The sequence below is a fragment of the Pseudomonas acericola (SeqCode) genome, from assembly GCF_053456465.1.
The window spans coordinates 688,326-704,046 of record NZ_JBRFJB010000003.1; the positions used below are offsets into that span (position 1 = coordinate 688,326).

Here is a 15,721-nt window from a genome sequence, read left to right on the forward strand (position 1 = left end):
TACTCCGCTTGGGCTTGTTATTGATGAAAGCGTCGCGTGTTATCCCCTTGCGGGGAGACCGCCGGCTCTGTTCGCAGGTTAACCATAGCGAATCAAAGCGACAGGTGGGTGAAGCTGGACAAGACGATCAGGTCACATACAACGTCCACAAGATGTACACCCTGCCGAGTGACGGTACAACGGGCAGGTCGGGCGCCTGGCTGATGCACATCCGTTGCGCAGCTTAACGAGTGTGGGAAGACGGGTGCTTGCTGCACTGCGACATATTCGGTCAACTGGAGGCAGGTCGAGGTTGCACTAAGCGCAACCCGAGAAACGACGATGCAGAAAAAATGTGGGAACCAACGCGCCTAAAAAAATCACTCATGGGGCGGTTATCCCGCATCAAGGAAGATCTCTACTTACGCTGCATGAGGTCTATATGAGTATCACTACACTGCCTTCCGCCCCTTCAACAACGGCGCTTCCCTTACTCGCCGACAGTTCAACGCCAGACAAAAACACAGACCGTTCCTACAAGCGCCCTGAACGGCCGAATACCTTGGTTGAAGCCTCGCATGCAAAAGCAGTGCTCACGCCAGAGGGGGCTTCACCGGCCTACTTTAAAGCGCCATTGCAGCACAATAAAAAACTGGAGAAGTCCATAACCGACTTCGTGCCACCCAAATCGCCAAACGAAATCACTTCGGAACAGGTGCAGGCACATATCGAAGAAAAGTTCGGGTTTACTATCGATCCCGATAAGACGTTTCTAGTGACAATCGTCTATGACCACCGTACCGCGCCCCCCTACAAAGGTTACATCGTCCAGAAAATATCCCTGACCGAGGCAGCGCGACGCAATATCCAGGACTATGGCTTGCCATTCACCACAGGCCATCGCAGCCCTTTAAAAAACTATTACGATGGCGCGCCACCGTTTGAGATAGATCAAAAGTCTCGGCACAACGAGACCCCGAGCGCCGATGGTACATTCCCAGCGCCAGACGCAATGCACACCACCTGGTTCCAGGGAATTTACACGGAGCCCTATCCAGGCTCCCCCAACACCTATGACGTCAGTAACCAAATGCACATGGACCCTGAAGCCTTCAAGCAGATGGTATGGGACAACGCCTATAAAAAGCCCTACGACAACTACCTGGACACATATTGGAGCCCCCAAACCCGCACCCAATTTGCCGGCGCGGCCAAGACGGCGTACATGAAGGCGGCCCATGAACAGCACCATGACGGATCACTGACCGAAGATGATCGAAAAATCGCCATGCGCGTCGCAGGCCTGCCACCCGACAAAACCTACCTCAGCGCAACGCCTGACGACCTGAAACAGCCCTATGTCAGCGATCCGAACCTGGAAACAAAATTCCTCACGTTCAATGGGTTCGAATCAAGGATGTTTTACACGCGTGACAAGACAACACACCGCACACTTCTGTACATCCCCGGGTACACACCTCCGTTAAAGGGGTTCAATTCGCCGGAGGAAATGAACCGATGGCTGGGCAAGCAACTGGAAGACCCGGCCAAAGCCGAGGCTTTAAAGTTCAACTTCCGTCCGGAGGACCGTCCCAATTACGGAAAATGGGTGGGCCTGGATGCACGAATGGATGTCACGTCCAAACGGCTGAAAGAGAGTCTGGTTTCAAAAGAGTCACAAGAAGAACTTGGCTTTTGGAAGGAAGGTGGGCTGTTCGACGGCAAATTCGTCAACACCGATCCTTTTGAGGAACTGCAATACCGTACGGAAAAGGCCACCAAAAGTGCGACCCACCAACAGTTTGTGCTCAATAGTGATGTAACGAAAAACCAGATCATGGCAGGCGTGAGGGCAGCCTCCTACGGCTTGCTGTTGCTTACCCCCCTGGGCATTGCATTTGCTCCCGCCGGAATAGCATTGACCTTGGCCAGTGTGGCCCTCGGTGTCACACAAACCGCCATTGGCATAGACGACAAGCTCAATGCCCGCCCTGGCGCGGATGATCGAATCCTGAAAGGCCTACTCAATACCGCCAAGCCGATACTCAGCGATGGCATGGGCCGGGCTTTTTCCCCCGTTTCGCGAATCATCAGAGGTTTCATTCTGAAGCCCTGAAGCCGTAAGCCAGGGACGGCCAACACCGCAGTTGCGACTAAAAACCACACAGTGGCGCTGGCAATGGCAGAATTAGCGACTTTCTTCGGCAAGTAACGCCTTTCCTGACAGGATTTCCCATGCAAATGACCACCGCTCACCTGATCGCCACTCCCTGCGATGACGAAGAAGACAACATGGCCATGCTCTGCTGCCACGGCACCAATGGCGAAATGTTCATGCTCACCCGCTACCCGGATGAAGACGAAGTGGAACTGACCTGGGACTACGAGCCATCGACCCTGGACGGACTGAAGGTCACCCTGAGCGACACGACCCTGCTGGTGGAACTGGCTGCCGGCGACGCCGACGCGCTGGGCGGCAAGGACCAACTGCAGATCACCCACGCGACTGCTGCGTCAGACATGGCCGAAGTGGAAGAAACCCTGCAAAACATCCTCAAAGGCACCGGCACCTTCACCCGGATTTAAGCTGTGCAAGAGAGCCAATGTGGGAGCTGTCGAGCTTTAGAGAGGCTGCGAAGGCATCACTGCGGTGAATCTGTCGTACCGCAGCGCCTGCATCGCAGCCTCGCTAAAGCTCGACAGCTCCCACATTATCTTGCGCACGCCACACAAATTTCCTACAAGTTTTGCCAAAAATACCCATTACGTCGTTAGTCGCCACACCCCGCGATGCATTAAAGTAAGCCTCCCTAGCCCGGCGTTTTGACTCGACCCCAGGGCGCACCTCTCCAGGAACCGTCATCGATGGAACATCGTGAAGCGCTGCTCGCGCTGCGAACCTTTCTTTCTACGCAGATTCTCGGCCAGGAAAAACTCATCGATCGCCTGCTGATCGCCCTCCTCGCCGACGGCCATATGCTGGTAGAAGGCGCACCGGGCCTGGCCAAGACCAAGGCCATCAAGGAGTTGGCCGAAGGTATCGAGGCGCAGTTCCATCGCATCCAGTTCACTCCCGACCTGCTGCCCGCCGACATTACCGGCACCGAGATCTATCGCCCGGAAACCGGCAGTTTCGTGTTCCAGCAAGGGCCGATCTTCCACAACCTGGTGCTGGCGGACGAAATCAACCGCGCCCCGGCCAAGGTGCAATCGGCCTTGCTCGAAGCCATGGCCGAGCGCCAGGTCAGCGTCGGGCGCAGCACCTACGAGCTGTCGCCGCTGTTTTTGGTGATGGCCACGCAAAACCCCATCGAGCAGGAAGGCACCTACCCGCTACCCGAAGCCCAGCTCGACCGCTTCCTGATGCACGTGAAAATCGGCTTCCCCGACGCCGCCGTCGAACGGCGCATCCTGCAACAGGCCCGCGGCGAAGCGCTCAACGGTGAAACCAAGCCCGAGCGCCGGGTCAGCCAGCAAGCCATCTTCGCCGCCCGCAAGGAAATCCTCGGCCTGTACATGGCCGACGCGGTGGAGGAATACCTGGTGCAACTGGTCATGGCCACGCGCACCCCGGCCAAGTTCGACCCGGAGATGGCCGAATGGATCGCCTACGGCGCCAGCCCCCGCGGTTCCATCGCCCTCGACCGCTGCGCCCGCGCCCATGCCTGGCTGGCCGGGCGGGACTTCGTGAGCCCGGAAGATATCCAGGCGGTGCTGTTCGACGTGTTGCGCCATCGCATCATCTTGTCGTTCGAAGCCGAAGCTGCGGGCATTGACCAGGACCGCGTGGTGCAACGCATTCTCGACGTCGTTGCCGTCGCTTGAACCCCATGAACGCAAGCGATGGCATCCGCGTCACCCTCAGCGAATTGATCGAGATGCGCCATCGCGTACGCGAAGTGCAGCTGTTTTCCACGCCCAGCCAGCGCAGCCCGCTGATCGGCCTGCACCACTCCAAACTGCGCGGGCGCGGCGTCGACTTCGACCAGGTGCGCGTGTACCAGGCCGGCGACGATGTGCGCACCATCGACTGGCGCGTCACGGCGCGCACCCAGGAGCCGCACACCAAGTTGTTCCATGAAGAGCGCGAGCGGCCGATCTTCATCATGGTCGAGCAAAGCTGCCGGCTGTTTTTCGGCTCGGGGCAGATGTTCAAGTCGGTACTGGCCGCCCAGGCGGCGAGCCTGATTGGCTGGGCCGCGCTGGGGCACAACGACCGCGTCGGCGGGCTGGTCTTCGGCGACAACGAGCACTACGAAATCAAACCCCGGCGCAGCAAGCAAAGCCTGTTGCAACTGCTCAACCGCCTGGTGCGCGTCAACCAGAGCCTGAACACCGAAAGCCATCCCGAAGCTGATGCGCTGGGCATGGCCCTGCGTCGTGGCCGTGAAGTCTTGCGCCCCGGCAGCCTGGTGATTGTGATCTGCGACGAGCGCGCCCTCACCGAAGGTGCCGAGCAGCAACTGAGCCTGTTGTCGCGGCATTGCGACCTGCTGCTGTTGCCGATCTCCGACCCACTGGACCACGCGCTGCCCGCCGCCGGGCTGCTGCGTTTTGCCCAACGCGGCGCGCTGTTGGAGCTGGATACGCTGAACTACGACTTGCGCCAGGCCTACAAAGCCCAGGCCGAGGCGCGCATCGCCCGCTGGGAATTGCTCGCGCAAAAACTGCGGGTGCTGCTGATGCCCTTGAGCACCCAGAGCGAAATGGTCGAGCAACTGCGTGAATACCTCAACCCGCAACGTCCGGTGAAAAAGCAATGAGCAGCCTCGACCAACTGCAACCGCTGATTGCCCCGCCGGCCATCGGTTTCTGGCCGCCTGCGCCGGGCTGGTGGCTGTTGTTGCTGCTGATCCCGCTGCTTGGCTGGGGACTGTGGTCGCTGCGTCGATTCCTGCCGGCGCGGCGCCCCGTGGCCCGCGCCGAACAACCGCTGGACCCGTTGCGCATTGCCGCCCTGGCGGAACTGGCGCTGATGCCCAAACCCTACGACGGCGCCCCGGCCGGTGCCTGGCTGCAACAACTCAACGGCCTGCTCAAGCGCCTGTGCCGCAACGACTACCCCTACAGCCAGAGCCACACCCTCAACGGCCGCAAATGGCTGGCGTTTCTCGACAACCGCTGCCCCGCTGCCGGTCTTACGCGTTGGATGGTGCTGGTGGAAGGCGCCTATAAACCCGAATGCAAACTGGACGACAAGGCCATTGCCGGCCTGACCCAGGCCGTCGACACCTGGATTCGCAAACATGTTTGAGTTCGCCTGGCCGTGGATCTTCGCCCTGCTGCCATTGCCCTGGCTGATGCGCCTGGTGCTGCCAGTGGCCGACAGCGGCGAGCCTGCATTGAAAGTCAGTTACCTCAGCGACCTCGAAAGCCTCGCCCGCCGCCGCGCCCGCGTCAACCTGCCGGGCTGGCGCCAGCAAGCGCCGTTCGTGGTCCTGTGGCTGTTGTTGCTGAGCGCCGCCGCCCGCCCGGAATGGCTTGGCGAACCGCTGCCGATTGCCGCCAGTGGCCGCGACCTGCTGGTGGCGGTGGACGTGTCCGGCTCCATGGATTTCCCCGATATGCACTGGCAAGACGACGACATCAGCCGCCTGAGCCTGGTCAAACACCTGCTTGGCGACTTCCTTGAAGAACGCGAAGGCGACCGCGTCGGCCTGATCCTGTTCGGCAGCCAGGCCTACCTGCAAGCGCCGCTGACCTTCGACCGCCGCACCGTGCGCACCTGGCTGGATGAAGCGCGCATCGGCATCGCCGGCAAAAACACCGCCATCGGCGATGCCATCGGCCTGGCCCTCAAACGCTTGCGCCAGCGCCCGGCACAAAGCCGCGTGCTGATCCTGGTGACCGACGGCGCCAACAACGCCGGGCAGATCGACCCGCTCACCGCCGCGCGCCTGGCCGCCGAAGAAGGCGTGAAGATCTACCCCATCGGCATTGGCGCCGACCCCGAGCAAACCGGTTCCCTGGGCATCCTCGGCGTCAACCCGAGCCTGGACCTCGACGAGCCGGCGCTCAAGGCCATCGCCCAAGCCACCGGCGGGCAATACTTCCGCGCCCGCGACGGTGAAGAGTTGCAAACCATCAAGGACACCCTCGACCAGCTCGAACCGGTCGAACAACAACCGACCCAGGCCCGTCCCGCGCAGGCGCTGTATAGCGGGCCGCTGGCCCTGGCGTTGATCCTGAGCCTGTTGCTGGTGGTCCAGGAACGCTGGCCGAACAATGCCCTGCAACGGCTGTTCAACAAACTTTCGAGCAAGGGGATTTTCCTGCAACAGCACCCCGAATGGCGCAAGCGCCTGCAACGCCTGCGTTTGCGGAGGCGGCGATGATCGACCTGTGGCCGCATTGGTTCCGTCCCTGGTGGCTGTTGCTGCTGCCGTTGCTCGGCTGGCTGCTGTGGCAACTGTGGCATCGGCAGAAACGCGCCGGGCGCTGGCAGATGATCCTGCCGCCGGCCTTCCATGCCGTCTTGCTCAGTGGTGGCAACGGCCGCGAAAGCAAATCGCCGTGGGTGGTGCTCGGTATCGCCTGGCTGTTGGCCGTGCTGGCACTGCTGGGGCCGAGCTGGCAGCGGGTTGAACAGTCCAGCCAGAAACCCTCCGATCCGTTGGTGGTGTTGCTGGAACTGACCCCGGAAATGCTCGCCACCGACAGCCCGCCCAACCGCCTCGAACAGGCGCGACGCAAGCTCTACGACTTGTTGCAGGCACGCAGCGACGCGCAGACCGCCATCGTCGTGTATGCCGGCAGCGCCCACACGCTGGTGCCGCTGTCCGACGACCTGGCCACCAGCCGCAACCTGCTGGAAGCCTTGCGCCCGTCGATCATGCCCGAGGCGGGCCATCGAGCCGACCTCGCGGTGGAAAAAGCCCTCGACCTGCTCAAGCGTGGCGGTCTCGGCCAAGGGCGCTTGCTGCTGATCGGCTCGTCGCTGTCCAAACAGGAGCGCCAGGGCATTCGCCTGCTGCTGCAAAGCGCGCAGGCGCCGAGCCTGTCGATCCTCGGCATCGGCAGCCGCGAAGGCACGCCCGTGACCCAGGAAAGCGGCGAATTCCTCAAGGACGAACAGGGCGCGATCCTCGTACCGCGCCTCGACAGCCCGACCCTCAAGGCCTTCGCCAACGAAATGGGCGGCCGCTACCGTGCCGCGCGCCTGGATGATAAAGACCTGCGCCAGCTTGGCGTGCTCGACCCGCCGCAAGCATTGCGCGACGACGGCCAACGCCTGCACCTCGACACCTGGGCCGACCAGGGTTACTGGCTGCTGCTGCCATTGCTGCTGCTGGCCGCCTGTGCCGGGCGGCGCGGCTGGTTATTCTGCCTGCCGCTGTTGCTTCTGGTCGCGCCACAACCCAGCTATGCCTTTGAGTGGCAAGACCTGTGGCTGCGCCCCGACCAGCAAGGCCAGTACCTGCTCAAGCAAAAACGCCCCGCCGAAGCCGCCGAACACTTTCAAGACCCGCAATGGCAAGGCGTGGCGCTGTACGAAGCCGGCAACTACGCCGAAGCCATCAAACGCTTTGCCGAAGGCAATGACGCCTACTCCCACTACAATCGAGGCAATGCGCTGGCCAGATCCGGTGAACTGGAAGCGGCGATCGACGCCTACGAACAGGCCCTGGAAGCCCAACCCGACCTGCAACCGGCGCTGAAAAACAAAGCCCTGCTGGAATCCCTGATGCAGGAGCAAACGCAGCCGGAGCCCGAAAAACCGGCCAAAAACGAAGATGACGAAACCACCCAACCCGGCCAAACTGCGCAACCGGGCGCCAGCGGACAAAACGCTACGGGAGGCGAGCAATCGTCCCAAGGCCAGGGCGAAGCCGGCACCGGCGATACACAGACCGGCGCCACGCCCCACCCCGGTGGCAACGAAGTGCCGGGCAGCGAACTGGGGGATGAGCAAACCACCACCCCGCCGCTGCGCCCCAACGACGCCAGCCTCGACGGTGAACACCGCCAGGCCCTGGAACAATGGTTGCGGGAGATCCCCGACAACCCTGGCGAGCTGCTTCGCCGCAAATTCTGGTACGAACAGCAACAACATCAGGACAAGACTCGATGAGCCGCCGCCCCACCCTACTGCTTCTGCTCGCGTTATCGGCAGGCCACGCCCAGGCGGCGAACCTGGTTGCCAGCGTTGACCGCAGCCGCCTCAACTCCGGGGAAACGGTGGAACTGACGGTGGAATCCAGCGACGTCACCCAGTTCGGCAAACCCGACCTGTCGCCCCTGGAGGCGCAGTTCGAAGTAAGCGGCACCCGCCAGCTCAACCAACTCACCACTCTGGGCGGCGATAACCACGCCACCACGCGCTGGATCATCACCCTGCTGCCCAAGGAAAACGGCACCGTGGTGATCCCGCCGCTGCAAGTGGGCGAATATTCGACCCAGCCCATCAGCCTGCAAGTGGTCGAGACCGCCAGCCAGAACACCAATGCCGAACTGGCGCCGGTGTTTGTCGAAGCCAACCTCGACCAAAGCAGCGTGTATGTGCAGGCCCAGGCCCTGCTGACGGTGCGCGTGTACCACTCGGTGTCGCTGTATGACGACAGCAGCCTCACGCCATTGCGCATTGCCGACGCTCGCGTCGAGCAATTGGGCGAGTCGCGCACCTACGAAAAAGTCATCAACAGCATTCGCCACGGCGTGATCGAAACCCGCTATGCGATCTACCCGCAACACAGCGGCGTGCTGGACATTCCGGCGCAGACCTTCAGCGCCACACTGGTGGAATCACGCCCGCCCCAGGAAAACACCCTGCAAGGCACCAAGCCCGGTAAGTTGATCCACGTCAGCTCCGCGCCGCTGCCACTGACAGTCAAGCCCAAGCCGGAGCTGTACCCCGCCGACACACCGTGGCTGCCCGCGCGCAGCCTGACCCTCGACGAAAGCTGGAACCCCGAGCCGGAGCATGTGCAGATCGGCGACTCCCTGACCCGCAGCCTCACAGTCAAGGCCGAGGGCCTGTCCAGCGCGCAACTGCCGGCCCTGCCCAGCAGCGAGATCAACGGCCTGCGCCGCTACCCGGACCAACCGGTGCTCGCCAACCAGACCAATGACCGTGGCCTGATCGGCAGCCGCGAAGACCGCGAAGCCCTGGTGCCCAACCGCGTCGGCCCACTGGAACTGCCGGCGGTGGAAGTGGTGTGGTGGAACACCCACGAAGACCACTTGGAACGCACCAGCCTGCCGGCGCGCACCTTGCAGGTGGCCAACAACCCAAGCCTGGTGGTGGATACGCCTGCCACACCCACCGTCATCACCGCGCCGGACGACAGCCGCCTGTGGTTGTGGCAACTGAGCACCCTGATCCTCGCCTGCACTACCCTGTTGGGCTTCGGCCTATGGTGGCGTGCACGCCGGCAACCCGCCGTGCTGCGCGCCGCACAAACCGGCCCGAGCCCACGCACCCTGCTCGACGACCTCAAGCGCGCCACCCAGGCCAACGACCCCCAGGCGACGCGCCAGGCCCTCGACGCCTGGGCGCGGCAGCAACCGGAAACCCTGGCCGAGATGGCTGCGCGGTTTATCCCGCTGTCCGATGCGTTGGATGGTTTGAACGGCGCGCTCTACAGCGAAAGCGGCCAGTATTGGCTGGGCGAAGAACTGTGGCGCGCCGTAAAAGCCATCCCAATGGCCGAACGCGAAGCCGACCCAACCACCGACACCACCAGCCTGCCGCCGCTGTATCCCAAGTAATCACGCTCCCCCCAAAAACACCACAATCCCCTGTGGGAGCTGGCTTGCCTGCGATAGCATCACTTCGGTATCGCTGACAAACCGAGGCGCCTGCATCGCAGGCAAGCCAGCTCCCACACAAGCCAGCTACCACAGGGGCGACAAGTTCACATTCCGGGTAAACTCCCCTCCTTTTCATCTTCTCCAGGGAGTTCGCCTTGCGTCTGTTCCACACCTCCGACTGGCACCTTGGGCAAAACCTGCATGGCCAGGAACGCGATTACGAACACGCCTGTTTCCTCGACTGGCTGCTCGGCCAACTGAAAACCCAGCACCCGGATGCGCTGCTGATCGCCGGTGATATCTTCGACACGGTCAACCCGCCGCTCAAGGCCCAGGAGCGCCTGTATGACTTCATCATCAGCGCCCACGAACAAAACCCCAACCTCACCATCGTGATGATCGCCGGCAACCACGACTCCGGCTCGCGCATCGAATTGCCCGCGCCGTTGATGCGGCGCCTGCGCACCCATGCCCTCGGTCGCGTGCTGTGGCTGGATGACGGCCAACTGGATGCCGAACGCCTGCTGATCCCGCTGCCGGATGCCAAGGGCAAGATCGCCGCCTGGTGCCTGGCGCTGCCGTTTCTGCGCCCGGCGGAAGTCACCGGCGCACAGCTGGGTGACGATTATCTGCGCGGCATTGGCCAAGTACATGAACAGCTGATCGCGGCCGCCAACGCCAAGCGCAAAAAAGGCCAAGCGCTGATCGCCATCAGCCATGCGCACATGGCCGGTGGTTCGGTGTCGGAAGACTCCGAGCGCAGCCTGATCATCGGTAATGCCGAGGCGCTGCCGGCCAACCTGTTCGATAGAAGTGTCGGCTACGTTGCCCTCGGCCATTTGCACAAGCCGCAAAAGGTCAACGGTGAGGAACGCATCCGCTACAGCGGCTCGCCGATTCCGCTGTCGTTCTCCGAAATCAACTACAAGCACCAGATCCTCGACGTGACCTTCCAGGGTCAAGCCCTGGTGAGCGTCGAACCGCTGCTGATCCCCCGCTCGGTCGACCTGCAACGCCTGGAGGCCGCGCCCCTGGCCGATATCCTCAAGACATTGGCCGAGCTGCCCGACATCGACCTGCTCGCCGAAACCCAGCGCCACCCCTGGCTGGAAGTGCGCGTGCGCCTCGACGAGCCCCAGCCGGACCTGCGCCAGCAAATCGAAACCGCCCTGCAAGGCAAGGCCGTGCGCCTGGTGCGCATCGCTGCCGAATACGCCGGCAACGGCGCGCGTGAGGAAGAAGGCGAAGCGCGCCTGATCGAACTCGACCAACTCACCCCCCAGGAACTGTTCAGCCGCGCCTGGCAGGACAGTTACGGCAGTGAAGTGGATGAACAGACCTTGAAGGACTTCGCCGTGCTGCTCCACGAAGTGCAACACGCGGAGGAACAAGCATGAAAATCCTCGCCATCCGCCTGAAAAACCTGGCCTCCCTGGCCGGCCCGTTTGAAATCGACTTTACCGCCGAGCCGCTGGCCAGTGCCGGTTTGTTCGCCATTACCGGGCCGACCGGCGCCGGTAAAAGCACCCTGCTCGATGCGCTGTGCCTGGCGTTGTTTGGCGCCGTGCCGCGCCTGGGCGACACCGGCCAGGCGAAAATGCCCGACGCCGACAGCGATATTTCCATCGGCGACCCGCGCACCCTGCTGCGACGCGGCACCGGTGGCGGTTATGCCGAAGTGGATTTCGTCGGCGTCAACGGCCGGCGCTACCGCGCGCGCTGGGAAGCCAACCGTGCCCGCGACAAGGCCAGCGGCAAGTTGCAAAACAGCCGCCAAAGCCTGATCGACCTGGACAGCGACCAGTTGCTGGCCAGTCAGAAGACCGAATACAAGACCCAGTTGGAACTGGCCCTGGGCCTCAACTTCGAACAGTTCACCCGCGCGGTATTGCTGGCCCAGAGCGAATTCAGTGCATTCCTCAAGGCCAACGACAACGAACGCAGCGAATTGCTGGAAAAACTCACCGACACAGCGCTGTACACCCAGCTCGGGCGCCGTGCGTTCGACAAGGCCAAGGAAGCCAAGGACGCCCACCGCCAGTTGCAAGACCAGGCCACTGGCGTTGTGCCCCTGGCCGCCGAGGCGCGCGCTGAATTGGATCAGCAATTCGATGACGCGCAACAACAGCTCAAGACCCAGCAAGCCCAACTCAAGCAACTGGAGGCGCAACAAGCCTGGCTCAAGGAGTTGCGCGAATGGCAGGAGCGCCAACTCAGCGCGACCGAACAACTCCAGCGCGCCCAGGCCGATTGGGCCAGCCAAGGCCAACAGCGCCAGGACCTGAGCCGTCTGGACCAGTTGGCGCCGCAACGTCATCACTTCGCGCGCCAGGCTGAACTGGGCAATCTGCTGTCGCCGCTGGCCGCGCAGATCCAGCACCATATCGAACAGCAGGCCACGCTCAATGCCCGCCAGGAACAGGCCCAGCAACAGCAGGCAACAGCGCACACCGCCCTCGCCGACGCCCTGAAAAACCAGGGCGACGCCGTGCCCTTGCTGCGCCAGGCATTCGAAGCACAAAGCACCCTCGCCCACTTGACCAAGGACCTGGCCAAGCGGGTGGACGACAAGCAGCAACACGAAACGGCCTGCACCGAAGGCCAGGCCCTGCTTACAGGTTTGTTGGAAAAACAAACCCAGGTCGCCGAACGCCTGCAACGCCTGGCCACCGGCCTTGAACGCAGCGCCGCCCTCGCCCCGTTGAGCGATGCCTGGACCGTTTACCGCGAGCGCCTGCAACACCTGATGCTGATCGGTAATCGCCTGAACAAAGGCCAGGCCGAGCTGCCCCAGCTGGAAGAACGCGCCACCACCGCCGCCGAACGCTTCACCCAGCAGCGCGAAGCCCTCGACCTGCTGTACCAGGAAGCCGGCGCCGAACCCCATGCCGTGGCCGAGCAAATCCAGTTGCTTGCCAGCCTGCTGCAAGACAATCGCAAGCAACAACGGGCGTTTGAAGACCTTACGCGCCTATGGGACAACCAACGACAGCTGGATCAACAGTCGACCGCACTCACGCAAAAACTGGCCGATGCGCAGCAGCAACGCGAACAACTGAACCAAACAGGCCTGCAAACCAAGGCCGAACTGACCGTTGCCGAACAAACCCTGGCGGTGACCAAGCAACTGCTGGAACGCCAACGCCTGGCCCGCAGTGCCAGTGTCGAGGAGTTACGCGAACAGTTGCAGGATGACCAGCCCTGCCCGGTGTGCGGCAGCCATGAACATCCGTATCACCAGCCCGAAGCCCTGCTGCAAAGCCTCGGCCGCCATGACGACAACGAAGAGGCGGCGGCGCAGAAAGCCGTCGACACCCTCAAGGAAAAGCTCAACGAGCTGCGCGGCGAAGTTGGCGGCTTGATCGCCCAGCAGAAAGAATTCCTGCAACAGCAGGAGCATCTGGCCACGCAACAGCAAGCCCTGGCCCCCAGCCTGGATGCCCATCCGTTAGCCGCGTCACTGTTCAACCAGGATGCAACCAAGCGCAGCGACTGGCTGGCTCAGCAGCTCGGCCAATTGAGCCAAAGCATCAGCCAGGACGAACAACGCCAAGGCGCCCTGCTCAACCTGCAACAAAACGCCGGGCGTTTGCAGCAACAACTGCAAGCCGCCCAGGACGCCAGCCACCAGGCCCGGCAATTGCTGGTGGACCAGCAACGGGAGTTGTCCAGCGACCGCGAGCGCCTGGACGAAGAGCTCAACGCGTTCGCCAGCCTGTTGCCCGCCGACACCCTCGACGGTTTGCGCAAGGAGCCTGCGGCCACCTTCATGCAACTGGACCAACAGGTCAGCCAGCGTCTTGAACAACTGGGCCATCAACGCGATGAACTGGCCGAGCAACAGGAACGCCAACAGGCCATCGAGAAACAACAGACCCACCAGCAACATCGCCAGCAGCAGCTCGATGGCTTGCGGGTGCAGGTCAGCGAACTGGCCTCCCAGCAACAGGCCGCCCAGGCAACTCTCAGCGCCCTGCTGGGCGAACACGCCAGCGCCGAACACTGGCAGCAGCACCTGGACCAGGCCGTGACCCAGTCGCGCCAAAGCGAGACCGATGCCAGCCAGCAATTGCAGGACACCCGCAATGGGTTGGTGCAACTGGCCGCCGACCTCAAGGTCCAACAGGAACGCCAAACCGCGCTGCACGCCGAGCAACAGCACCTCGACACCCGCATCAGCGAATGGCGTGCCCTGCATCCCGAGTTGGACGACAGCGGCCTCAACCGTCTGCTGGCCTTTGATGAGACGCAGGTCAGCGCGCTGCGCCAACAGCTGCAGCACAGCGAAAAAGCCGTCGAACAAGCCCAGGTCCTGCTGCAAGAACGCGAACACCTGCTGGCCCAGCACCAGGCCTTGCATAACGGCAACCTCGACGCCGAGGCATTGGCCAGCACCCTGGCCGCGTTGCACCAGCAATTGGCCGATGGCGAGAAAGCTGTTGCCGAACTGCGCGCGCGTCAGTCCGAAGACCAGCGCCGCCAGGACGCCAACCACACCCTGGCACTCACCACCGCCAAAGCCTATGAAGAATGGCAGCGTTGGGCGCGTCTGGAAGCGTTGATCGGTTCGGCCAGCGGCGACAAGTTCCGCAAGATCGCCCAGGCCTACAACCTCGACCTGCTGGTGCACCACGCCAACGTGCAACTGCGCCAACTGGTGCGCCGCTACCGCCTCAAGCGCGGTGGCAGCATGCTGGGCCTGCTGGTGCTGGACACGGAAATGGGCGATGAACTGCGCTCGGTGCACTCGCTGTCTGGCGGCGAGACCTTCCTCGTGTCGCTGGCACTTGCCTTGGGCCTGGCGTCGATGGCATCGAGTACGTTGAAGATCGAGTCGCTGTTTATCGACGAAGGTTTCGGCAGCCTCGATCCCGAATCCCTGCAACTGGCCATGGACGCGTTGGACGGCTTGCAGGCCCAGGGCCGCAAGGTGGCGGTGATCTCCCACGTGCAGGAAATGCACGAACGCATCCCGGTGCAGATCCAGGTCAAGCGCCAGGGCAACGGCTTGAGCACCCTGGAGGTCAAGTGAGCGAAGCGCTGCTGTATTCGTTTCGCCGCTGTCCCTACGCGATGCGCGCGCGGTTGGCATTGCGTTACGCCGGCGTGCCGGTGCGTATCGTCGAGGTCAGCCTCAAGGCCAAGCCGGCCGAGATGCTGGCGCTATCGCCCAAGGGCACGGTGCCGGTGTTGAGCGTTGACGGGCGGGTGATTGAAGAGAGCCTGGAGATCATGCAATGGGCACTGGCCCAGAACGATCCTGACGACTGGTTGCTGCAGGGTGATCCGGCAGTCCTGGGGTTGATTGCAGAGAACGATCAGGGCTTCAAGCATCACTTGAATCGATACAAGTACGCCGAACGTTACCCGGAACAGTCGATGGAAGATTATCGGGCCGAGGGCGAAGTGTTCTTGCAGAAGTTGGAGGGGTTGTTGGCCGAGCGGGATTACCTGCTGGCCAACCACCTGACCCTGGCGGATGCTGCACTGGCACCGTTTGTGCGCCAGTTTGCCCATGTGGATCGAGTGTGGTTTGCCGGTACATCGTATAAACGGTTGCAGGGTTGGTTGCAGCGTTTCCTGGATTCGCCGCTCTTTGTTGCAGTCATGGCAAAGGCTTGAAAGCAACACAATCCAAATGTGTGAATGGTCCTGTGGGAGCTGGCTTGCCTGCGATGCAGACACCTCGGTGAATCAGTGGTAGCGAGTTGATGCTATCGCAGGCAAGCCAGCTCCCACATTTGACCTCATAAGCTTCTGAATCAGTGCTGGGCTTTGTGATCCAGGGCGGCATAGAAGTTCGCGCTCTGTTGCAGGTATTTCTGGGTGTAGGCGCTGGTGCTGGATTTTTTGCCGGTGAGTTCCACGCTGGCGGCAGCCGGCAGGGCCACGGTGGCGGAAACGGCGGAAGCGGCGATGATCGAGAAGAGATTGAAATTCATGGCGGTAACCCTTGTGTTCGTTTGGTTGGGTGGCCGGGAAGGCCTTGGAA

Annotated in this window: 12 protein-coding genes; 11 read left to right on the forward strand and 1 reads right to left on the reverse strand. The window is 62.3% G+C overall.

Features of this window, described 5'->3' with window-relative positions:
• Positions 1–421 precede the first annotated feature (421 nt).
• From ACU688_RS15220 to ACU688_RS15270, 11 genes are all read left to right on the forward strand, one after another.
• Positions 422–2,095 carry a dermonecrotic toxin domain-containing protein gene (locus ACU688_RS15220; protein WP_448185409.1) on the forward strand — a complete coding sequence of 558 codons (1,674 nt, stop codon included), beginning with the start codon at positions 422–424 and terminating at the stop codon, positions 2,093–2,095.
• A 119-nt stretch (positions 2,096–2,214) separates the two neighbouring features.
• Positions 2,215–2,565 carry a hypothetical protein gene (locus ACU688_RS15225; RefSeq protein ID WP_448185410.1) on the forward strand — a complete coding sequence of 117 codons (351 nt, stop codon included), beginning with the start codon at positions 2,215–2,217 and terminating at the stop codon, positions 2,563–2,565.
• Between the two features lie 279 nt (positions 2,566–2,844).
• A complete protein-coding gene (locus ACU688_RS15230) occupies positions 2,845–3,804 on the forward strand; it encodes an AAA family ATPase (protein WP_017739127.1) in 960 nt (319 codons plus the stop codon).
• Positions 3,805–3,809: 5 nt separating this feature from the next.
• The gene (locus ACU688_RS15235) at positions 3,810–4,742 is read left to right on the forward strand and encodes a DUF58 domain-containing protein (RefSeq protein ID WP_017739128.1); all 933 of its coding nucleotides are present in this window, start codon (positions 3,810–3,812) and stop codon (positions 4,740–4,742) included.
• On the forward strand, positions 4,739–5,233 hold the full coding sequence (locus ACU688_RS15240; protein WP_448185411.1) for a DUF4381 domain-containing protein: 495 nt from the start codon (positions 4,739–4,741) through the stop codon (positions 5,231–5,233). Before ACU688_RS15235 ends, ACU688_RS15240 begins: the two co-directional genes overlap by 4 nt.
• Positions 5,226–6,314 (forward strand): vWA domain-containing protein, encoded by a 1,089-nt coding sequence (locus ACU688_RS15245; RefSeq protein WP_448185412.1) that lies wholly within the window; start codon positions 5,226–5,228, stop codon positions 6,312–6,314. The genes ACU688_RS15240 and ACU688_RS15245 overlap by 8 nt, the downstream gene beginning before the upstream one ends.
• Entirely contained in the window at positions 6,311–8,050 is a 1,740-nt protein-coding gene (locus ACU688_RS15250; RefSeq protein ID WP_448185413.1) for a tetratricopeptide repeat protein, read from the forward strand. The genes ACU688_RS15245 and ACU688_RS15250 overlap by 4 nt, the downstream gene beginning before the upstream one ends.
• Positions 8,047–9,687: a BatD family protein gene (locus tag ACU688_RS15255; protein WP_448185414.1), complete on the forward strand. Its 1,641-nt coding sequence runs from the start codon at positions 8,047–8,049 to the stop codon at positions 9,685–9,687. The genes ACU688_RS15250 and ACU688_RS15255 overlap by 4 nt, the downstream gene beginning before the upstream one ends.
• A gap of 197 nt (positions 9,688–9,884) precedes the next feature.
• Positions 9,885–11,126 (forward strand): exonuclease SbcCD subunit D C-terminal domain-containing protein, encoded by a 1,242-nt coding sequence (locus ACU688_RS15260; RefSeq protein WP_448185415.1) that lies wholly within the window; start codon positions 9,885–9,887, stop codon positions 11,124–11,126.
• A complete protein-coding gene (locus tag ACU688_RS15265; protein ID WP_448185416.1) occupies positions 11,123–14,761 on the forward strand; it encodes an AAA family ATPase in 3,639 nt (1,212 codons plus the stop codon). The genes ACU688_RS15260 and ACU688_RS15265 overlap by 4 nt, the downstream gene beginning before the upstream one ends.
• Positions 14,758–15,351 carry a glutathione S-transferase gene (locus ACU688_RS15270; protein WP_448185417.1) on the forward strand — a complete coding sequence of 198 codons (594 nt, stop codon included), beginning with the start codon at positions 14,758–14,760 and terminating at the stop codon, positions 15,349–15,351. The genes ACU688_RS15265 and ACU688_RS15270 overlap by 4 nt, the downstream gene beginning before the upstream one ends.
• A 140-nt stretch (positions 15,352–15,491) precedes the next feature.
• Here the strand turns inward: ACU688_RS15270 and ACU688_RS15275 are convergent, their stop codons facing one another.
• Positions 15,492–15,671, reverse strand: coding sequence for a hypothetical protein (locus ACU688_RS15275; protein WP_017739136.1), 180 nt, complete (start codon positions 15,669–15,671; stop codon positions 15,492–15,494).
• Between the last annotated feature and the right edge of the window lie 50 nt (positions 15,672–15,721).